Genomic DNA, 20,924 nt, shown 5'->3' with positions numbered 1-20,924 from the left:
GCTCGGCTTTTGCATCCTTAGCGCAAATTACCACACTCTGAGTACATATCAGCCCCAGGCTTTCGCTCTGTCGAGGCAGCTCGCAAAAAGAGTTGCAGCATTAGCACTGCTGCTGGTTCACCCATGTTTGCAGGGCGCGGCGGGAGATTTTGATGCCGCCGTTTTTAAGCTCCTCTGGCAGAGGCAGCCAGCGCACCGGCTGTTGAAAACGCGCCAGCTTATCCGCCGCCCAGTAGCTGAGGTCCGCGGCATTGACCTCGCTTTCGCACTCAATTACCGCGACAGGGCGCTGCCCAAACTCCACATCATCAACCGGCACCACAAACACCTGCTGTACCTGCGGATGACGGACGATGGCGCGCTCTACCTCTTCAGGCTGAATGCCTTCGCCACCGCTGAAAAAGAGGTTATCCAGCCGGCCATGCAAAGTAAGCCGTCCATCATGCAGCGTGCCGCGATCGCGGGTAGCAAACCAGCCGGCATCGTTAAGCAGGGGCAGCAACGCGCCGTTGCGCCAGTAGCCTGCGGCGAGGCTCTCTGCACGCAGCCACACCTCTTCGCCGACAATCTTCACCTCACGCCCCGGCAACGCATAACCGACATCCGGCGCGCCGTCGGCCTCTTTTGCACACACCGTTGAGGCAAACTCCGTCAAACCATACCCGCACCAACAGCGGATGCCGCGCTCACGTGCCTGTTCGGTCAGTTCGACCGGAATGGCCGCGCCGCCGAGCAGCACCGCTTTCAGCGACAGCGGGGTATTCTCATTGAGCAGGCGCCAAAGCTGCGTCGGCACCAGCGACGCATGGCTGCAGCCGCGCAGCGCCTGATCCAGCGGCAGCTTGTCGTGCACCGTCATGCGCGCACCCGCCAACAGCCAGCGCCATAAAATGCCCTGCCCGGAGACATGAAAGAGCGGCAGTGAGAGCAGCCAGTCATCTTCCGCATTAAAGGGAATAAGCGCCAGTACGCCCTGCGCGCTGGCCAGATGGGCGGCAAAGGTGTGTACCGCCGCTTTCGGCAAACCGGTCGAGCCGGAAGTGAGCGTCATTGACGCCAGCCGCTGCGGCTGCCATTCAACGGCGTGCTCACCCGGCGCTTGCGCGCAGCGCAGAGGGATAAATTCGTGCGCCAGCGGCGCGGGGGTCAGATCGAGGGCGAAGCGCAGGGTCATGGCGGGCAGCAGCGCATCCAGCAAGGCGGCGGGAAGCTGCGGGTTGATGGGTAACACTCGTGCGCCGCACTGCAATAGCGCCAGCCAGGCGAGCACCGTCTGCGGCTGGTTGCGCGCGCGCAGCATCACGCCATCCCCCGCGCCGACGCCCTGGCGAGCAAAGCCGCTTGCCAGCGCATCCACCTCGTCACAAAGCTGCTGCCAGGTGAGGGTGTGCTGGCCTGAGCGCAGCGCAGGCTGGTCGCCGCGCTGCTCGCGCCAGTATCGCCACGGCCAGTCGGGAAAATTCATAGTAACGCGTCCAGTTCCGCCGCCGCGATGCAGGGCAGTTCGCTGCCGGGCCAGCGGCGAATCAGCTGCGCGGACATCAACTGTAAAGTATCAAGACCGGGCACTGTACCGGGCGTCAGCCAGGCGGCAATCCGCGCCAGTTGCGTTAGCCCGAGGCTCGATTCCAGAGAGGAGCTGATCACCGCCGTCAAGCCGAGCGCATGTGCTGCCGCGACCTGCTGCGCCACGTTTTGCAGGCTGCCGGTGAGGGTTGGCTTGATCACCACCGCGCTGACGCCTGGCTGTGGCGTAAAGGTGAAATCCGCCTCGCGCAGGCTCTCATCCCAGGCGATGGCGATGCCGGTCTCCTTCGCAAAGGCCAGCGACGCTTCGCGGCTCTGACATGGCTCTTCCAGAAAAGTGATGCGTGAGCGGTTGGCAGGTGCAACATATTTAGCGAACTGGCGGGCTTTGAGCGGCGTCCAGGCGCGGTTGGCATCCAGACGCAGGCGCAGATCGGGGATCGACTCCAGTAGCAGATTAACTACCATGCCGTCGCGCACCGCTTCGTACAGACCAACCTTCACTTTTGCCAGCTTCTCGCCGGGCAGTGCGCCAAGTGCGACAAACAGCTCATCGGGATCGCCGGTGCAGAGCATCGCCGCACGGTAATCGGCAGGCTGCGGCAACTCCCCTGCCAGTTCAGCCAGCGCACAGCTCAGGCCAAACGCCGCGCTCGGTTGCGATGGCAGCGCGGGTGATGCGCCGTCACGCCAGGCTTGCACCCACGCTATCACCGCAGGCTGCACCTCATCGAGCATCTCAACGCTGAACCCAGGCAGTGGGGTAATCTCACCCCACCCTTCGCCGCCGTTTTCCTGCAGCTGGATAAAGAGCCCGTCACGGCTTTTCAGCCGACGCTCGCGCAGCACCACGCCTGCATCCAGCGGGATCTGCCAGCGGTAGATCTGCGCCTGGCGCATTACGGGTTCCGTTTAAATTTGCTGAAGTCAGGCTGGCGCTTCTGGTTGAAGGCGTTGCGGCCCTCCTGACCCTCTTCGGTCATATAGAAGAGCATGGTGGCGTTGCCCGCCAGCTCCTGCAGCCCGGCCTGGCCGTCGCAGTCTGCGTTCAGCGCTGCTTTCAGGCAGCGCAGCGCCATCGGGCTGTTTTGCAACATTTCACGACACCAGCGCACGGTCTCTTTTTCCAGATCCGCTAACGGCACCACGGTGTTGACCAGACCCATATCCAGTGCCTGCTGCGCGTCGTACTGGCGGCAGAGGAACCAGATTTCGCGCGCTTTCTTCTGGCCGACAATGCGCGCCATGTAGGACGCACCCCAGCCGCCGTCGAAGGAGCCGACTTTCGGGCCGGTCTGGCCGAAAACCGCGTTTTCCGCCGCGATGGTGAGATCGCACATCATATGCAGCACATGGCCGCCACCGATGGAGTAGCCCGCCACCATCGCCACCACCGGTTTCGGGCAGGTGCGGATCTGGCGCTGAAAATCGAGGACGTTGAGGTGGTGCACACCGGAGTCATCCTGGTAGCCGCCGTAATCGCCGCGCACCTTCTGATCGCCGCCGGCACAGAAGGCTTTATCACCTTCACCGGTCAGGATAATCACCCCGATATTGTCGTCGTAGCGCGCATCGGCCAGCGCCTGGATCATCTCTTTTACCGTGACAGGACGAAACGCGTTGCGCACTTCCGGGCGGTTGATAGTGATTTTGGCGATGCCGTCAGCGGATTTTTGATAGCGGATATCGCTAAAGCCTTCGGAGCAGTCATGCCACTCAACGGCGGCGTAGAGTTCTTTTTCATCAGGGTAGATCATGGTCGGTCCTTAATCTCAAGAGGCAGAATTCGCGCCAGCAGGGCAGCAACGGCCGTGGGATTCTCCCGGTGCGCGTTGTGCCCGGCGGCAGGAATGGCGTAACAGTGGCGCGCGGCTTCGCTCGCCAGCGCCCGAAACTTACGGTCATGTTCGCCAAAGAAATAGTGAACGGGAAAAGCGGCGCCCCGCAGCGCAGCGCGCAGATCGGGCTGGCGGCCCAGCGACGTCGCCGCCAGCATATGCGCCAGAGCATTGCCATCGTTATGGCTACGAAGCGCAACCAGCGCCGCACGTTCTGTCTCTGTCAGTGCGGCAAATACCGGCTGGCGATACCAGGCGTCAAACACCTCGCTGAGCGGCTGGTGACGCAGGCGCTGACACCACTGCGCATCAGCTTCAAGCCGCGCAACACGCGCCTGCTCATCGGCAAGGCCTGGGTGGCCGCCTTCGATAATAATGCCCTGCAGCCCCATTGGTTGCTGGCAAGCGTGAAACATCGCAATGCGGCCGCCCAGGGAGTACCCCACTAGCCAGTAATTTAGTATGTTGTAACGACTGAGCGTCGATCGCAGCAGCGCATCCATCCCGGTAAAGGAGTCGACACAGGTTGTGGCGGATGCGCCGTGACCGGGCAGGTCGAGATAGAGACGCGGGAAATCCGCCAGCGCTGCGCCGACGGGCTGCCATTCGCGGCCATCACCGGAAAAACCGTGCAGAAAAACCAGCCATGGTAGCGGCTGTTGACCGGCATGGATCTCTGCATGCAAACTCATAGCTGGCTGACCTGCGCGACAAGGTTTTGCAGGGTCTGCGCGCCATCCGTCTCGTTTACCACCACCTCAATCACCGTCGCGCCCGGCTTCTGCCAGGCCTCGCTCAGCGCCTGCTCCAGCTGCGCCCAACTCTCCGGGCGATGGTAAGGAAGATCGAACATCGCGGCGGCATGATCGAAATGGACATTCTGCGGCATCAGATAGAAGCGCTCGCGCTCGGCGGGCGGCGTCGGTAACAGGGAGAAGATCTGGCCGCCGTTGTTATTGACCACCAGCAGCACAAAAGGCGCGGAGGCCTGGCGCAGCAGTGCGAGGGCGTTAAGATCGTAGAGCGCAGAGAGATCGCCGACGATAGCCAGCGTCGGGCGCGCGGTGGCCCGCTGCACCCCGGCCGCGGTCGAGAGCAGGCCATCAATGCCGCTCGCGCCGCGGTTACTGTAGACCGGATAACCTGCCGGCAGTTGCGCCAGCGCGTCCACCAGCCGCACCACCAGGCTGTTGCCGAGAAAAAGCTGTCCCTGGTTTGGTAAGTAGTCACTAATACGATGTGCGAGCTGCGCTTCGCCGAACTCCTCACGCTGTAGACGCACGCGCTCCCAGGCAAGCGCTGCGAGCGAGGTCAGCGTTTCGCACCACGGCGCGCGGGGTTCAGCAGGATGCAGCGCCAGCCAGCCAGCCACATCCGCCACTAAACGACGGCCGTGATGATGCGCCGGATCGAGCCTGCCGGGAAGGTTATCAATCAGCCAGTACTCTTGCGGCGCGCAGGTCGCCTGCCACTGTAAAAGACGTTTTCCGGTCAGGCTGCTGCCAAATTGCAGCACAATCTGCGCCTCGCTGAGCGCCTCAACGGCCTGGCTATTAGCAAGCCAGAGATCGGCACAGGGCAGCGGCTGCCCGGTTTGCGATAACACATCGCCAATCAGCGGCCAGCCGAGGGTTTTCGACCACTCCGCCAGCTTGCGTCCTTCGGCAGCGCTCATACGCCCGGCAATCACCACGCCACGTTTCTGCCGCCAGGAGAACCAGTCCCGCTGGGTATCAACGCCACAGGACGCGCTGGCCTGTAACCAGGGCTTATCATCCTGCCACCAGTCGCCTAACGCCTGCTGCCAGCCAAGCCCGGTCTCATCCATCTCGCCATACAGCGGCTCGGCGAACGGGCAGTTAATGTGCACCGCCCCGCCCTGCAATGTGCCTAACACATTATCAATCGTCGAGACCAGCCAGCGCGCCGGGATATCCTGTGACGGGCGCGGTAAGGCGATGGCCTCTGTCGGATGGGAAGCAAAAATGCCGGGCTGGCGAATCGCCTGGTTGGCGCCGCAATCAATCAGCTCCGGCGGGCGATCTGCCGTCAGCAGCACCAGTTTTTCGCCGGTCAGCCCCGCTTCAATCAGCGCCGGGTAGAGGTTCGCCACGGCGGTACCGGAGGTGACGATCACCGCCACCGGTTCATGGCTCGCTTTCGCCAGCCCGAGCGCAAGATGGCCCAGCCCGCGTTCATCAAAATGGGTGTGATGAATAAATGCGCGGTTTTCGGCGGCGGCGAGCGTCAGCGGCGTCGAACGGGAGCCTGGCGCAATGCAGATATGCCTGACGCCGTGGCGCATTAAGGCTTCCAGAATCACCGCGGCCCAGCGTCGGTTGAATGAGCTTATCGACATGAATTTGTCCGGTATCAATATTGGGACTAAGTATAAATTTTCTGAAATGATGAGTTTTTGATATAGGTCGTCTATGGGTGCGTCTGTAGCAACAACGATCGCAGACCGGCGGCTTTATTATCGATCTCCTGCCACTCCAGCCCGGCGTTGGAACCGGGCACAATGCCTGCTCCGGCATAGAGCCGCACCGTCTCGCCGCTCACCTTCGCCGAGCGCAGCGTCACGCAAAACTCACTCTGCTTACGCGACAGGTAACCTGCCGACCCGGCGTACCACTCGCGAGCAAAGGGTTCGTGGCGGGCGATAAAGCGCCGTGCCTCAGGGCGCGGTAACCCCGCCACCGCCGCGGTCGGCTGGAGCAGATCTAAACAGAGGGCATCGTCCGCCACCCGCAGGTCACTCCAGATACAGCGGCGCAAATGCTGCACTTTGCGCAGCCGCACCACCTGCGGTGGCAGCACATCCAGCGCGCCGGTTTGCTGCTGCAAACGCTGGCAGATATCCTCCACCACCAGCATATTTTCACGCTGGTTTTTATCGTCACTCATTAACCATGCCGCCCGCTGCTGTGCCTGTGCGTCGTCATCATGATTAGCCACCGTCCCGGCCAGCGCTTCGGTGCGCAGCGCCATGCCGCGCCGCCGCCACAGCCGTTCGGGTGTCGATCCGAGAAAGGCAGTCTGGGCGTTGAAGCGATAGAGAAAGTGGAAGCAGTGTAGGTTGAGGCGGCGGCTGGCGGCCATCAACGCGCCAGCATTAATGGGCGTATCGAAGCGGTAATCGGTGGCGCGGGCGAGCACGACTTTATCCAGTTCGCCGCGCTGCAAGGTCTCAAGCGCCTGGCTTATCAGCGTTTCCCACCCCTCACGCGTCGGGAAGTGGTGCTGTTCAACACAGCCCGCTGGGCTCATCGCCAGTGGAGTAGCAGGGGAAAGCGCATTAAGAAAATCGGCAGCACATTGCGCATCATCACGCAGCGAGGTGGCGCTATAGAGATAGAGACGCAGCATCGCTTTGCCCCCCTCGCGCCGCCATTCGAGGCGGGGCAAAAAGAGCGCGCTCTCGCTTGGCTCAAAGGCGTTAAGCCCCCAGACGCGCACATCGTCGGGATACACCTGCAATTGCTGTTGCGCCTCAGCAAGTGAAGTAAACGTGCGTAACGCGCCAAAGGCGGCCGCTTCGTCATCACCGCTGCGCTGCTGCCAGTAAAATTGTGGGAAAACACGCTGAGCCGAAAGCCATGTCAGCGGGTCGAATGCATTGTTTAGGGGGAAGGGAACGTCAAAGAGGGTAAAACCAGGGGTATCAGGAAACGTGTCGGCAAGACGCTGATGTAGATCGCCAAGCGCAGAGGACAGAGAAAACATGCGAACCCCTCCCGGAAAAACGGCACGGTTTTAAAAACCACACAGTATACGGGGTACTACGATGAATAGCAGTACCCCCTTCCAGGGAGGGGAGATAAAGATTAGCGACGGGCTAACAGCAGACCCAGCACCAGACCTACAGCAGCACCAGCACCAACGCCCTGCCACGGTTTTTCGTGCACATAGTCATCGGCACGGTAAACCGCTTTTTTCGCACGATAGTAGTAGGTATCAGACGCGCTGCTGACGCGGTTTTTCACATCATGCAGCGCCTGTTCGGCACGTGCTTTCAGTTCAATATACTTCTGGTCAGCGGGATCGCCCGATGAGCGGAGAACTTCTTCCAGCGTTTCGCTCAGCAGGGTCAGGTCGTCGTCAATATGTGAATCGAATTGATTAGTCATCTCTTTTCTCCATGTTATGCACCTGTACGCTAACTATAGACAATGGCTGGCGTTTACGCCTGGCCGACCTCGCGCGCCATGCCGATATGGGGAATGCCATCCTCATCATAGATATCGGTGACTGGCTGGAAACCGAACTGTTGATAAAAGGGTTGCAGATGCGCCTGTGCACTCAGGTATAGCGCGTGCTGCGGCCAGTATTGCAGGCAGGAGGCCACCGCGCGCGACATCAGTTGATAACCCAGTTTTTCCCCGCGTACGCTGGCGCTGACAATCACTCTGCCGATGGCAACAGGCGAGAAATCATCGTTACTTTTCAGAATCCTCGCATACGCCACCAGCTCATCACCCTGCCAGCCGAGCAGGTGGCGGTTCTCTCCTACCAGGTCGTCGCCATCAATATCGAGATAAGGGCAGGTCTGTTCGACCACAAATACTTCGCAGCGCAGTTTCAACAGCGCATAGAGCGCAGGCACGGTCAGTTCGGAATGGTGCAGGTCTTGCCAGCGAATCATCGTTATCTCCTCAAATAGACTCATGTGGTTATACTAGATTCTTTTCATTTCAGGCAAAGCATGTGGAACTGATCTTCTTAGGTACTTCAGCAGGCGTCCCGACGCGGGCGCGCAACGTCACCGCCATTCTGCTCAATCTTCAGCACCCGACGAGCGCCGGGCTGTGGCTTTTCGACTGTGGTGAAGGTACGCAGCATCAACTGCTGCACACCGCGTTTAATCCGGGCAAGCTGGACAAAATTTTTATTACCCATCTGCATGGCGACCATATTTTTGGCCTGCCGGGCCTGCTCTGCAGCCGGTCGATGGCGGGCAATACGCAGCCACTGCACATTTATGGCCCGCATGGCATCAAGGAGTTTGTTGAGACCGCGCTGCGCCTGAGCGGCTCGTGGACCGACTATCCGCTGACCATTGAAGAGGTCAAGCCGGGGCTGGTGATGGATGATGGGCTGCACAAAGTGACGGCCTTCCCGCTGGCCCATCCGGTGGAGTGTTACGGCTATCGCGTAGAAGAGCACGATAAACCAGGTGCGCTGAATGCCGCTGCGCTTGTCGCCGCAGGCGTTCCCGCCGGGCCGCTGTTCCAGACATTAAAGGCGGGCGGTACGGTGACGCTGGATGACGGGCGCGTTATTGAGGGTAAAGATTACCTGGCACCCTCCGAGCCGGGTAAGCGGGTGGCAATCTTCGGCGATACCTCACCCTGCCCCGCAGCGCTGGAGTTAGCGAAAGATGTTGATGTCGTGGTGCATGAAGCAACGCTTGAGAGTGCCATGGAAGAGAAGGCGAACAGCCGCGGGCACAGCTCAGCGCGGCAGGCGGCGCAACTGGCTCAGCAGGCTGGCGCTTCACGTCTGGTGATTACCCATATCAGTTCGCGTTATGATGCTGAGGGGAGCCAGGCGCTGCTAAAAGAGTGTCGTGAAATCTTCCCGGAGACGACCTTAGCAGCAGATTTTGACGTAGTTCGCATTTGATTTTAATTTAGGCACTCTATTTTTTCGCCGTCATGCCGATAATAAGTTATACGCAGGCATTTCTTCTTTGAGGGCATGATGGATAATTTCCAGAAAGACATCGATGACAGGGCGAATCTTACTCTGTCGAACCGGTTTGAGCTGTTGCTGTTTCGCCTTGGCACATCATTAGATGCGACGAAATCTGAGCTGTTTGGCATCAATGTGTTTAAGTTGCGCGAAATCGTACCGATGCCCACATTTACTCGCCCTGCGGGAATGAAGCCGCCATTGATGGGGATGGTCAATATCCGCGATCAGGTGATCCCGGTGATTGATCTCTCCGCCGTCGCCGGGTGCAAACCGGAGACCGGCTTAAACATTCTGCTGATCACTGAGTATGCCCGTAGCGTGCAGGCTTTTGCCGTCGAGTCCGTCGAGAACATCACGCGCCTGGACTGGAAACAGGTGCACACGGCGGAGAAAGCGATCAATGGCCGCTATATCACCAGTATTGCCTGCCTCGATGATGATAAGGACACCAACAACCTGGCGATGGTGCTGGACGTTGAACAGATCCTCTATGACATCGTTCCGGCGGATCATGACGTTCACGGTGATCATGTGCCGGATAAGAAATTCAACCTGAAACCGGGTTCCATCGCGATTGTGGCTGAAGACTCCAAAGTGGCGCGCGCCATGCTGGAAAAAGGCCTGAACGCCATGGAGATCCCGAGCATGATGCACATCACCGGCAAAGATGCGTGGGAGAAAATCCAGCTCATTGCCCAGCAGGCGGAAAAAGAGGGTGTGCCGGTAAGCGATAAGATCTCAATGGTGCTGACCGATCTGGAGATGCCGGAGATGGATGGCTTTACTCTGACACGCCTGATCAAAACCGATCCGCGCCTGAAAAATATCCCGGTGGTGATCCACTCTTCCCTCTCCGGCAGCGCTAACGAAGATCACGTTCGCAAAGTGCAGGCCGATGGCTATGTCGCGAAGTTCGAAATTAACGAACTTTCAGCGGTGATCCAGGAGGTGCTCGATCGCGCAGCGAACAACGTTCGCGGCCCGCTGATCAGCCACCGCCAGATGGCCCCGACCCCGCTGCTGGCGAAGTAACGCCGGCACAACGATTAAAGGCGCTACCGTCGGTCAAACGGTAGCGCCTTAAGTACGTTTCAGGTCATTACAAGAACGACAAGATCAGCTGTAACACAGCAATGATGATCGTGATTACGCGTTTCGCGAATTCACGGTTATCCATCATCCGTTTTCCTCAACCGAGGAAGGAGCCGCCCGGACTGGTCCTCAAACTCCCCCGAATCAGGGCGAGCAGATGTTGAGTATTACTTACGCCCCTTCCAGGCCTGAACCCTGTCACCACCACGTGTTACAGCGGGGGAAATCCTTTGCCCGGCCCGAAAGTTAGATGCAGTAACCCCAACGAATTTGATTCTACACCTCGCCTAAGCGACTGAAATATAATTAAAAAACATCAGGTAAAACGACCTGTTTTCGGGCGTTTTTCTTAAACATCCGATAACCCAACTGTTTGCGCTTGAAATAAAACAGCATATATCGGAAGCTTCAACGCGTTGAGTATTGCATACGCTCTTACCCCCTGACGGGCCGGAAACGTAAACAACGGCGTGGCGCATCCCTCACCAGTTTGCGCTATACCGTTAAAACCCCAGCTTCACCGCTGGGGTTTTTTATGCGCAAAAAAAACCGCCAGGCTGCAAACCCGGCGGTTTTTTCATTTGCGCAGGGCGCGATTACATCATCGGCAGCGCCAGCTGGACGATGCTAATCAGCGGCTGCGGATAGATACCGAGCACCAGCACCAGCAGAGCGGAGATGAGTACTACAATACCGCCCGCGCTGTAGGCCCAGTTGGACGGCGCATCGCGGTTCAGCTGCTGCGGCGCGTTGAGATAGAGGCTCACCGCGACGCGCAGGTAGTAGTAGAGACCGATTGCAGAACCGACCACCACCGCACCGGTCAGCCACCACAGGTTGGCCTGCACACCGACAGCCAGAATGTAGAACTTACCGATAAAGCCCAGCGTCATCGGGATACCCGCCAGCGACAACATCATCACCGTCATTACCGCCGAGAGAATCGGACGGTGCCAGAAGAGGCCGCGATAGGAGTAGAGTGACTCGGCGTCCGGACCGCGATACGGGCTGGACATCAGGCTGACTACGCCAAAGGCACCCAGGCTGCTGAAGAGATAGCCGGCCAGGTAAACGCCAACGCTCTCCATTGACATCTGGCCGCCGCGCAGGGCAATCAGCGCCACCATCAGATACCCGAGGTGAGCGATGGAGGAGTAGCCGAGCAGACGTTTGATATTAGTCTGGCTCAGCGCCATCAGGTTACCGAAGATAATGGAGACAAAGGCGATAACGCCCAGCACCACACGTACGGCTTCGCTGTTACCTACCGGCGCATAGAGGAACAGACGCATCAGCACGCCGAAGATGGCGATTTTGCTGGCGGTCGCCAGGAAGGTGGAGACCGGCGCAGGCGCGCCCTGGTAAACGTCCGGCGTCCAGAGATGGAACGGCACCAGCGATAGTTTAAAGCCGAGGCCGACAATCATCAGACCGAGACCCGCCAGCAGCAGCGGCTCGTGCAGCACGCCTTCACCGAGGTTTTTACCAATCGCGACAAACGACAGATCGCCGCTCTGAGCGTAGACCAGCGCAATCCCGAACAACAGGAATGAGGAGGCGGCCGCCGACAGAATGGTGTATTTGATGCTGGCTTCCAGCGAGCGTTTCTGGCGGAAGGCGTAGCCCACCAGCCCGAACAGCGGCAGAGAGATCAGCTCAATACCGAGGAACAGCGACGCCATGTGATTGGCGTTAGCCAGCAGAATGCCACCCAGCGCGGCAATCAGCACCAGCAGGTAGAACTCTTCCTTGTTGTCGCTATAACCTTCAAGCCACGGATAGGCAAAGGTGCAGGTGGCGAGGCTCGCCAGCAGCACCAGCCCGGTGTAGAGCATGGCGTAGCCGTCGACGCGCATCAGCGGCGTCACATCCATTGCCCCGGCGTGGCCAACGAACCACAGCGAGAGCAGTGCAACGTTCAGACCAACGACCGACAGCGTGGCATTGAAGAAATGGTTGCGTCGCCACGCAATGGAGAGCATCACAACCACCACCGTCAATCCGACGATTAGCAGCGGCAGCAGCGCAATCAGGTGTTGTGGAGTTATTGTCATGGCGAATTACGGCCTTGTAGTAATGGAGTTAACAAACCACTGCTGGATATTGCCCATCGCAGCGTGCGAGGTATCCAGAATCGGCTGCGGATAGAAGCCAAGCAGTACCAGAAGCACGACCAGGATAAGGATCATAAACAGCTCGCGCAGTGACAGACCCGGCAGCGTCTGGTTCGCGATTTCGCTCTTCGCTTTACCGAAGTAAGCGCGATGCAGCATCGCCAGCGAGTAAACGGAGGCGAAGACCAGACCGAAGGTGGAGATCACGGTAATCATCGGTACAACCTGGTAGCTACCGAACAGGATCATGAACTCACCGACGAAGTTACCGGTACCCGGCATCCCCAGCGTCGCCACAGCGAAGAACATCGACAGCGCCGGTAGCCACTTAATCTTGCTCCACAGACCGCCCATCATGCGCATATCGCGGGTATGCAGACGTTCGTAAAGCTGACCACAGAGAATAAACAGACCTGCCGCCGAAAGACCGTGGGCAATCATCTGAATCACTGCGCCCTGGTAGGCCAGCTGGCTGCCGGTGTAGATGGCAATCAGTACGAAGCCCATGTGGGAAACGGAAGTGTAGGCGATAAGACGTTTGATATCGGTCTGCGTGAAGGCCATCCACGCGCCGTAGAAGATACCAATTACGCCCAGCCACATGGCAATCGGTGCGAACTCTGCCGAGGCGTTCGGGAAGAGCGGCAGCGAGAAGCGCAGCAGACCGTAAGCGGCGGTTTTCAGCAGGATCCCCGCGAGGTCAACGGAACCCGCGGTCGGTGCCTGCGAGTGCGCATCCGGCAGCCAGCCGTGCAGCGGCACCACCGGCATTTTCACCGCAAAGGCGATAAAGAAGCCGAGCATCAGCAGGTATTCAACGTTGTGGGACATCGGCGTTTTCAGCAGTTCTTCATAGTTGAAGGTCCACACGCCGGTGGCGTTGTAGTGCACAAACACCAGGCCGAGGATGGCAATCAACATCACCAGGCCGCTTGCCTGGGTATAGATGAAGAATTTCGTTGCCGCGGTGATACGCGTCTTCCCGTCGGAGGCTTTATGGCCCCACAGCGCAATCAGGAAGTACATCGGCACCAGCATCATTTCCCAGAAGAAGAAGAACAGGAACATGTCGATGGCAAGGAACACGCCGATAACGCCGCCGAGGATCCACATCAGGTTCAGGTGGAAGAAGCCCTGATATTTCTCGATTTCACGCCAGGAGCAGAGAACCGCCAGCACGCCAAGGAAGCCGGTCAGTACGACCATCAGCAGCGACAGACCGTCCATCGCCAGATGGACAGTGATGCCGAAGCGCGGGATCCAGTCGTGTTTAAAGCTCTCCTGCCACGTCGGGAAATCGGCAGCCTGCGATAAAGAGTAGCCACCCTGCAACCAGAGTTGCAGAGAGAGCGCCAGCGTCAGTCCCATGGTGATCAGGGCGATCCAGCGCGGCACCTTCACGCCGAAGCGCTCGGTTTGCCAACACAGGAAACCACCGATAAAGGGAATCAATATTAGCCAGGGTAATAACATGGCGATTCATATTCCTTGTTTAAGTCCAGCTCAGGCTTTCTGGCTCGTCATCTGACTTCACCGTTACTGCCTGTCCTTTCGGACCTGATTTTCAACGAATTTTCACAAAATTCAGATTCTGCTCTTAGGCCGGAGAACACCTCTGCTCCCCGGCCCAGGAACTCAGCGCAACACCATCAGCAGACCGAGCACCACAACGGCACCGATACTCATGGAGGCAACATACCAGCGCAGATAACCGTTCTCGCTGAACAGCAGTCCTTTTCCGGCAAAGCGGGAGAGGATCGCCGGAATGTTCATCAGCGCATTCAGCGGATCGCTCTTCAGCAGCCAGGCCACGCCCAGATACGGTTTCACGAAGATGCGATCGTAGAGCCAGTCGAAGCCCCAGGCATTAAACCACCAGGTGCCGAAGAAGCGGCCCGCCGCGCTGTTGGCAATCGATGTCACCAGCGTGCGTTTACCCAGCCACAGCCAGGCGGCCAGCAGAATGCCGATCACCGCCACTGCGCCAGAGGCTACTTCCAGCATCACCACGCTGCTGTGCGCCAGCTCAGCCGTTTCCGGCAGGACGCCGCGCAGCGGTGGCACAATCATCGCGCCAACAAAGGTGGAGAGGATCAGCAGCACAATCAGCGGCAGGTGATGGGTAATCCCCTTCCCTGCGTGGGCGTGAATCTGCTCTTTGCCGTGGAAGACAATGAAAATCAGACGGAAGGTGTAGAGCGAGGTCATAAACGCCCCGACCAGACCCGCAATCATCAGGTTAACGTGACCGTTCGCTACCGCTCCTGCGAGGATCTCATCCTTACTGAAGAAGCCCGCGGTAATCAGCGGCAGTGCAGAGAGCGCCGCGCCACCGACCAGGAAGCAGGCATACACCAGCGGAATCGACTTACGCAGGCCGCCCATCTTGAAGATGTTCTGCTCGTGGTGGCAGGCGAGGATCACCGAACCGGAGGAGAGGAACAGCAGCGCTTTAAAGAAGGCGTGCGTCATCAGGTGGAAAATCGCCGCGTCCCATGCCTGTACGCCAAGCGCCAGGAACATGTAACCAATCTGGCTCATCGTCGAGTAGGCGAGTACGCGTTTGATATCGGTCTGCACCAGCGCGGCGAAACCAGCCATCAGCAGCGTGACCGCACCAACGATACCGACCAGATGCAGCACTTCCGGCGTCATCAAGAACAGGCCGTGGGTACGGGCAATCAGGTAGACACCTGCGGTAACCATCGTTGCGGCGTGGATCAGCGCAGAGACCGGCGTCGGGCCAGCCATCGCGTCTGCAAGCCAGGTCTGCAACGGCAGCTGTGCCGATTTACCGACCGCGCCGCCCAGCAGCATCAGGGTTGCCCACATCAGCATATGGTTGCCGTTAGCGAAGTGCTGCGGTGCCAGCTCGACCATCTCGCGGAAGTTCAGCGTGCCCAGCTCGTTGTAGAGGATGAACAGTGCGAACGCGAGGAAGACGTCACCAACGCGGGTGACGACAAACGCTTTCATCGCTGCTGCGCCATTCTTCGGATCGGTGTAGTAGAAACCGATCAGCAGATAGGAGCAGAGACCCACGCCTTCCCAGCCGAGGTACATCAGCAGCAGGTTATCGCCCAGCACCAGAATCACCATGCTGGCGATAAAGAGGTTGGTGTAGGCGAAGAAGCGGGAGTAGCCCTCCTCCCCACGCATATACCAGGAGGCGAACATATGGATCAGGAAGCCAACGCCGGTTACTACCGAGAGCATGGTCAGCGACAGGCCGTCCAGCACAAGGTTGAAACCGATATTGAAATCACCGACCGCCATCCACGTCCACAACGGCTGAACAAACGCCTGCTGGCCGTTATTGAAGAACTCAACGCCAACCAGCGCCGTGACCAGCGCCGAGAGACCAATGGAGCCCATGCCAACGGCGGCGGAGAGATTCTCCGACCAGCGACCACGGGAGAAAGCCAGTAACACAAAGCCAATAAGAGGAAAAATAATGGTTAAGGCGAGCATGTTCATCCACGCATCTCACTTACTGAATCGATATTCAGACTCTGGCGGCGACGATGAAGTTGCAGCAGCAGCGCCAGGCCAATGCTCGCTTCCGCAGCGGCAAGGCTAATGGCGAGAATATACATTACCTGACCGTCGGTCTGGCCCCAGTAGCTGCCGGCGACCACAAAGGCCAGCGCGGCGGCGTTGATCATGATCTCAAGCCCAATCAGCATAAACAGCAGATTGCGGCGAATAACCAGACCAGTCAGACCCAGCACAAACAAAATCGCCGCGAGGATCAATCCATGTTGTAACGGGATCATGCGTGCTCCTCCGTTTTTCTTTTCGCGCGGTCATCCGTGCGATTGCTCAGCAATTCGCCAGGTCTCTCTTCACGTCCAAGGTGGAACGCGACAACCAGACCTGCCAGCAGCAGCATTGAGGCCAGCTCAACCGCCAGAACGTAAGGACCAAACAGCGTGATACCGACCGCTTTCGCGCCAATCGCCGTGCCCTCGATGCCCTGATCGTTAACGCCCATAATGGCGTAGATCATGACGCCCAGCAGCACCGCAGAGAGCACCGCAGGACCAATCCAGATTTGCGGCGTGAGCCAGTTACGCTCCTGCTCGACCACCGAATTGCCCATGTTGAGCATCATCACCACGAAGACGAACAGCACCATGATGGCCCCGGCGTAGACGATGATCTCCAGCGCCCCGGCGAAGTACGCGCCGAGGGAGAAGAAAACCCCGGCAATCGCCAGCAGAGAGATGATCAAGTACAGCAGCGCATGCACCGGATTGGTATGCGTAATAACGCGTACCGTCGTCAGGATGGCGATCAGGCCACAGATATAAAAAGCGAACTCCATTGCCCCTCTCCTTACGGTAACAGGCCTTTGACGTCGATAGGCTTGGCTTCGTTTTCCGCTTCGCCCTTATCTTTGCCGTCGATTGCCATACCTGCCATCCGGTAGAAGTTATATTCCGGGTATTTGCCCGGACCGGAGATCAGCAGATCCTCTTTTTCATACACCAGATCCTGGCGCTTGAACTCACCGAGTTCGAAGTCCGGCGTCAGCTGAATCGCTGTAGTCGGGCACGCCTCTTCGCACATGCCGCAGAAGATGCAGCGCGAGAAGTTGATACGGAAAAACTCCGGATACCAGCGGCCATCAACGGTTTCCGCTTTCTGCAGCGAGATACAGCCAACAGGACAGGCAACCGCACACAGGTTACAGGCCACGCAGCGCTCTGCGCCGTCCGGATCGCGCGTCAGCACGATACGGCCACGGTAGCGCGGGGCCAGGTAAACCGGCTCTTCCGGGTACATACGCGTTTCGCGTTTGGCAAACGCATGCAGGCCGATCATCCAGATACTGCGAACCTGGGTGCCAAAGCCCACGAATAACTCTTTTAACGTCATGGTCTCATCACCCCTTATTACGGCGCCTGCCAAAGAATGACTGCCGCCGTGCCCAACAGGTTAAGCAGTGTCAGCGGCAGACAGATTTTCCAGCCGAAAGACATCACCTGATCGTAGCGAGGACGCGGCAGTGCGGCGCGAATCAAAATGAACATCATCATAAAGAACGCGGTTTTCAGCGCGAACCAGATAAACGGCGGTAACAGCGGACCCTGCCAGCCACCAAAGAAGAGGGTGACCATCAGCGCAGAGATGGTGACGATACCGATATACTCGCCGACGAAGAAGAGACCGAACTTCATGCCGGAGTATTCAATATGGTAACCATCCGCCAGCTCCTGCTCCGCTTCCGGCTGGTCAAACGGGTGACGGTGACACACCGCAACACCCGCGATAGCGAAGGTAACGAAGCCAAAGAATTGCGGAATGACGTTCCACAAACCCGCCTGGTTGTTGACGATGTCGGTCATATTGAATGAACCGGCCTGCGCCACCACGCCCATCAGCGACAGCCCGAGGAACACTTCGTAGCTCAGGGTTTGCGCAGAGGCACGCATCGCGCCGAGCAGGGAGTATTTGTTGTTACTGGACCAGCCAGCGAACAGCACCGCGTAGACTGCCAGACCCGCCATCATCAGGAAGAAGAGGATCCCGATATTGAGGTCGGCCACCACCCAGGTGGGGCTGACCGGCACAATGGCGAAGGCTAACAGCAGCGAGGTGAAGGCGATCACCGGCGCGAGGGTGAAGATCACGCGATCTGAGAAGCGCGGGATCCAGTCCTCTTTAAAGAACATCTTGATCATGTCCGCGACCAGCTGGAGTGAACCCCCCCAGCCCACACGGTTCGGCCCATAACGGTTCTGGAACAGGCCGAGCAGGCGACGTTCGCCAAAGCTCATGAAGGCGCCGCAGGTGACAACCACCAGCAGGATGACCACCGCTTTCAGAATGCTTAACAGAATGTCGATAACATCCGGTGTTAACCAGCTCATGCTTGCGCCTCCCGCAGATTTTCAAGACGTGCCCCGGCCAGCACCGGTGCAATACCCGGCATGCCCATCGGCAAACCGACCTGCCCCGCCGTCAGACCTTCCGATACCTGCAGCGGCAGGCTGAGGGTCTGCCCTTCGTAGGTGAAGGAGACGTGTGCGCCTGCGTTTACGCCAAGCTTCGCGGCATCAGCCGGGTTAAGCGTGATGTAAGGCTGCGGCATACGGCTCTGGAACACCGGCGAACGCTGCGACAGCTCATCACTGCCGAACAGGTGATAGTAAGGCGCGATACGCCACTCGCCATCCTGTGCGCTGAAAGCGCCCGGAACGACGGTGAAGTAATCCAGCCCGCTCTCCGTCGCTTCAATCAGGCGTACGCCCGGATCGCCGTGACGCAGGTGCCCGCCCACTTCGTCCTGGAATTTGTTCCAGGCCTGCGGGGAGTTCCAGCCCGGTGCCCAGGCAAACGGAATTTGCGAGCGCGGAGCTGAAGGCTGGTTGTTCCCTTCCATTGAGAAGGCGAACATGGTGTCTTTATCCTGCGGCTGACGCGGTTCGTGGACGCTAATATTGGCGCGCATCGCGGTACGACCGCTGTAGCGGTGCGGCTCACGCGCCAGTTTCTGCCCGCGAATGCGGAAGCTGGCATCCGGTGCGGCATTTTTAATGCCCGCCAGCTGCGGCAGCGCGGCGACGGCGGCGTCGATCACATGATCGAGCTGCGTCCAGTCCACTTCGCGGTTCAGCACGGTGCTGTGCAGCGAGTGCAGCCAGCGCCAGCTTTCCAGCATCAGCGCTTTGTTGTCGTAGTAGCTCGGGTCATAAACCTGGAAGAAGCGCTGAGCGCGGCCTTCGTTGTTGATGACCGTGCCATCGCTTTCCGCGAAGCTTGCCGCAGAGAGCACCAGATGGGCGTTATCCATAATCGCCGTGCGCTGATGATCGACCACCAGCACCAGCGGCGCTTTCGCCAGCGCAGCATCTACGCGCGCAGCAGAAGCGTGACGGTGCAGATCGTTTTCCAGCACCACGACCGCGTCGGCGCTGCCGCTCTCCAGTTCGGAGAGTGCATCATCGAGGCTGCCGCCGCCAATAAGGCCGAGGCCCATGCTGTTAACGGAGCGGGCAATCATGGTGATGCCGACATCGGCACCGCGCCCTTTCAGCGCTTTCGCCACGTTTGCCGCCGCGTGGATCACGTCGGTGCTACCGGCGTTGGTGCCGGAGATAATCAGCGGCTTCTTCGCCCCGGCCAGTGCCTGGACAATGACATCCACTTTGCCCTGCAGATCGCTGCTCAGGCCGTCAACCGCCGGTGCGGAGTTATCCAGCGCATGGGCGATGGCAAAGCCTAAACGTGCCTGATCTTCCACCGGCGCGCGGTAGGTCCACGCAGCGATGTCGTCCAGACGGGTGCTGTCGACGTTGGTGACAAACAGCGGATGTTTAGCGCGCTGACCGATATTCATGATCGCCGCAATCTGCCAGTCGGCGACTTTCTGCGCCGCCGCCATTTCGCGGGCTTTGCCTTTCACCGCCTGACGTACCGCCAGCGCGACGCGCGCGCCGGTCTGGGTCACATCTTCGCCGAGGATCAGCACCGCGTCGTAAGATTCGATTTCACGCAGCGCCGGGGTACGGATGCCACCTTCGCGCAGCACTTTCAGTGCCAGCGTCAGTCGCTCCTGCTCGCCTTTCGCGATACCGGTATAGAAGTTCTCCGCACCGACCAGTTCGCGCAGCGCGAAGTTGCTCTCAACGCTTGCGCGCGGAGAACCGATGCCGATCACTTTCTTCGACTGGCGCAGAATATCCGCCGCGCCCTGCATCGCCTGTTCGGCGTTGAGGGTGATGAGATCGTCGCCGCGACGCTGTACCGGCTGGCGCGGACGATCTTTCAGATTGACGTAGCCATAGCCGAAACGACCGCGGTCGCAGAGGAAGTAGTGGTTAACCGTGCCGTTATAGCGGTTCTCGATACGACGCAGTTCGCCGTAACGCTCGCCCGGGCTGGTGTTACAGCCGATCGAGCACTGCTGGCAGATACTCGGTGCGAACTGCATATCCCATTTACGGTTATAGCGCTCGGAGTGGGTTTTATCGGTGAAAACGCCGGTCGGGCAGATTTCAACCAGGTTACCGGAGAACTCGCTCTCCAGCGTGCCCTCTTCCGGGCGGCCGAAGTAGACGTTGTCATGTGCGCCATAGACGCCCAGGTCGGTACCGTCGGCATAATCTTTGTAGTAGCGCACACAGCGGTAGCAGGCGATACAGCGGTTCATCTCGTGAGAAATGAACGGGCCGAGGTCCTGGTTACGGTGCGTACGTTTGGTGAAACGGTAGCGACGGAAGCTGTGACCGGTCATAACGGTCATATCCTGCAGGTGGCAGTTGCCGCCCTCTTCGCAGACCGGACAGTCATGCGGGTGGTTGGTCATCAACCACTCCACCACGCTCTCACGGAACTCTTTCGCTTCGTGATCGTCAATAGAGATAAATGTGCCGTCGGATGCCGGTGTCATACAGGACATAACCAGGCGGCCACGCGTGTCTTCCGCGTTTTGATATTGCTTCACCGCACACTGGCGGCACGCACCCACGCTCCCCAGCGCCGGATGCCAGCAAAAATAAGGAATATCAAGGCCCAACGAGAGACAAGCCTCTAACAGGTTGTCTGCGCCGTTTACCTCGTATTCTTTGCCGTCTACGTGAATAGTAGCCATTAGCATGCTTCCAGTTGTCTCAGCCGGAGCTGAGAATTAATCAAAATTCGTTCCGCG

The 20,924-nt window shown here is 58.9% G+C and carries 18 protein-coding genes; 2 read left to right on the top strand and 16 right to left on the bottom strand.

Annotated features, from left to right (window positions below):
- Window positions 1-100: 100 nt before the first annotated feature.
- The 8 genes from menE to SOM48_RS05380 all read right to left on the bottom strand — a co-directional run bounded on the left by menE (window position 101) and on the right by SOM48_RS05380 (window position 8,010).
- Entirely contained in the window at window positions 101-1,465 is a 1,365-nt protein-coding gene (menE, locus tag SOM48_RS05415; protein ID WP_320511573.1) for an o-succinylbenzoate--CoA ligase, read from the bottom strand.
- A complete protein-coding gene (gene menC, locus SOM48_RS05410) occupies window positions 1,462-2,427 on the bottom strand; it encodes an o-succinylbenzoate synthase (protein ID WP_320511572.1) in 966 nt (321 codons plus the stop codon). The genes menE and menC overlap by 4 nt, the downstream gene beginning before the upstream one ends.
- Window positions 2,427-3,284: a 1,4-dihydroxy-2-naphthoyl-CoA synthase gene (gene menB / locus SOM48_RS05405; protein ID WP_054803352.1), complete on the bottom strand. Its 858-nt coding sequence runs from the start codon at window positions 3,282-3,284 to the stop codon at window positions 2,427-2,429. The genes menC and menB overlap by 1 nt, the downstream gene beginning before the upstream one ends.
- Window positions 3,281-4,057: a 2-succinyl-6-hydroxy-2,4-cyclohexadiene-1-carboxylate synthase gene (gene menH / locus SOM48_RS05400; protein ID WP_320511571.1), complete on the bottom strand. Its 777-nt coding sequence runs from the start codon at window positions 4,055-4,057 to the stop codon at window positions 3,281-3,283. The genes menB and menH overlap by 4 nt, the downstream gene beginning before the upstream one ends.
- Window positions 4,054-5,724: a 2-succinyl-5-enolpyruvyl-6-hydroxy-3-cyclohexene-1-carboxylic-acid synthase gene (menD, locus tag SOM48_RS05395; protein ID WP_320511570.1), complete on the bottom strand. Its 1,671-nt coding sequence runs from the start codon at window positions 5,722-5,724 to the stop codon at window positions 4,054-4,056. The genes menH and menD overlap by 4 nt, the downstream gene beginning before the upstream one ends.
- Before the next feature lie 71 nt (window positions 5,725-5,795).
- Window positions 5,796-7,091 carry an isochorismate synthase MenF gene (gene menF / locus SOM48_RS05390; RefSeq protein ID WP_320511569.1) on the bottom strand — a complete coding sequence of 432 codons (1,296 nt, stop codon included), beginning with the start codon at window positions 7,089-7,091 and terminating at the stop codon, window positions 5,796-5,798.
- 101 nt (window positions 7,092-7,192) lie between these two features.
- On the bottom strand, window positions 7,193-7,495 hold the full coding sequence (gene elaB / locus SOM48_RS05385; RefSeq protein ID WP_023479917.1) for a stress response protein ElaB: 303 nt from the start codon (window positions 7,493-7,495) through the stop codon (window positions 7,193-7,195).
- Window positions 7,496-7,548: 53 nt separating this feature from the next.
- The gene (locus tag SOM48_RS05380; RefSeq protein WP_139567651.1) at window positions 7,549-8,010 is read right to left on the bottom strand and encodes a GNAT family N-acetyltransferase; all 462 of its coding nucleotides are present in this window, start codon (window positions 8,008-8,010) and stop codon (window positions 7,549-7,551) included.
- Between the two features lie 62 nt (window positions 8,011-8,072).
- On the opposite strand from SOM48_RS05380, the gene rnz reads away from it, so the two are divergent.
- Both rnz and SOM48_RS05370 read left to right on the top strand, forming a co-directional pair.
- Complete coding sequence (rnz, locus tag SOM48_RS05375) at window positions 8,073-8,990, top strand: ribonuclease Z (RefSeq protein WP_320511568.1); 918 nt, start codon at window positions 8,073-8,075, stop codon at window positions 8,988-8,990.
- A gap of 78 nt (window positions 8,991-9,068) precedes the next feature.
- Entirely contained in the window at window positions 9,069-10,094 is a 1,026-nt protein-coding gene (locus SOM48_RS05370; RefSeq protein ID WP_023479862.1) for a chemotaxis protein, read from the top strand.
- Window positions 10,095-10,750: 656 nt separating this feature from the next.
- Here SOM48_RS05370 and nuoN read toward each other — a convergent pair.
- From nuoN to nuoG, 8 genes are all read right to left on the bottom strand, one after another.
- Entirely contained in the window at window positions 10,751-12,208 is a 1,458-nt protein-coding gene (gene nuoN / locus SOM48_RS05365; RefSeq protein WP_023479817.1) for an NADH-quinone oxidoreductase subunit NuoN, read from the bottom strand.
- Window positions 12,209-12,214: 6 nt separating this feature from the next.
- Window positions 12,215-13,741 (bottom strand): NADH-quinone oxidoreductase subunit M, encoded by a 1,527-nt coding sequence (gene nuoM, locus SOM48_RS05360; protein ID WP_054803347.1) that lies wholly within the window; start codon window positions 13,739-13,741, stop codon window positions 12,215-12,217.
- Between the two features lie 162 nt (window positions 13,742-13,903).
- Entirely contained in the window at window positions 13,904-15,745 is a 1,842-nt protein-coding gene (gene nuoL, locus SOM48_RS05355; protein WP_023479646.1) for an NADH-quinone oxidoreductase subunit L, read from the bottom strand.
- Entirely contained in the window at window positions 15,742-16,044 is a 303-nt protein-coding gene (gene nuoK / locus SOM48_RS05350) for an NADH-quinone oxidoreductase subunit NuoK (protein WP_023479838.1), read from the bottom strand. The genes nuoL and nuoK overlap by 4 nt, the downstream gene beginning before the upstream one ends.
- Window positions 16,041-16,595 (bottom strand): NADH-quinone oxidoreductase subunit J, encoded by a 555-nt coding sequence (nuoJ, locus tag SOM48_RS05345; RefSeq protein WP_023479675.1) that lies wholly within the window; start codon window positions 16,593-16,595, stop codon window positions 16,041-16,043. Before nuoJ ends, nuoK begins: the two co-directional genes overlap by 4 nt.
- An 11-nt stretch (window positions 16,596-16,606) precedes the next feature.
- Complete coding sequence (gene nuoI / locus SOM48_RS05340) at window positions 16,607-17,149, bottom strand: NADH-quinone oxidoreductase subunit NuoI (RefSeq protein WP_023479728.1); 543 nt, start codon at window positions 17,147-17,149, stop codon at window positions 16,607-16,609.
- Between the two features lie 17 nt (window positions 17,150-17,166).
- A complete protein-coding gene (nuoH, locus tag SOM48_RS05335; RefSeq protein ID WP_094421240.1) occupies window positions 17,167-18,144 on the bottom strand; it encodes an NADH-quinone oxidoreductase subunit NuoH in 978 nt (325 codons plus the stop codon).
- Window positions 18,141-20,867 (bottom strand): NADH-quinone oxidoreductase subunit NuoG, encoded by a 2,727-nt coding sequence (gene nuoG / locus SOM48_RS05330; protein ID WP_139965238.1) that lies wholly within the window; start codon window positions 20,865-20,867, stop codon window positions 18,141-18,143. The genes nuoH and nuoG overlap by 4 nt, the downstream gene beginning before the upstream one ends.
- Window positions 20,868-20,924: the final 57 nt, after the last annotated feature.

The sequence above is a fragment of the Kosakonia sp. CFBP8986 genome, assembly GCF_034044935.1.
Classification (GTDB): domain Bacteria; phylum Pseudomonadota; class Gammaproteobacteria; order Enterobacterales; family Enterobacteriaceae; genus Kosakonia; species Kosakonia cowanii.
The sequence above is the reverse complement of the archived record's forward strand: the minus strand, read 5'-3'. Positions and strand labels throughout refer to the sequence as shown.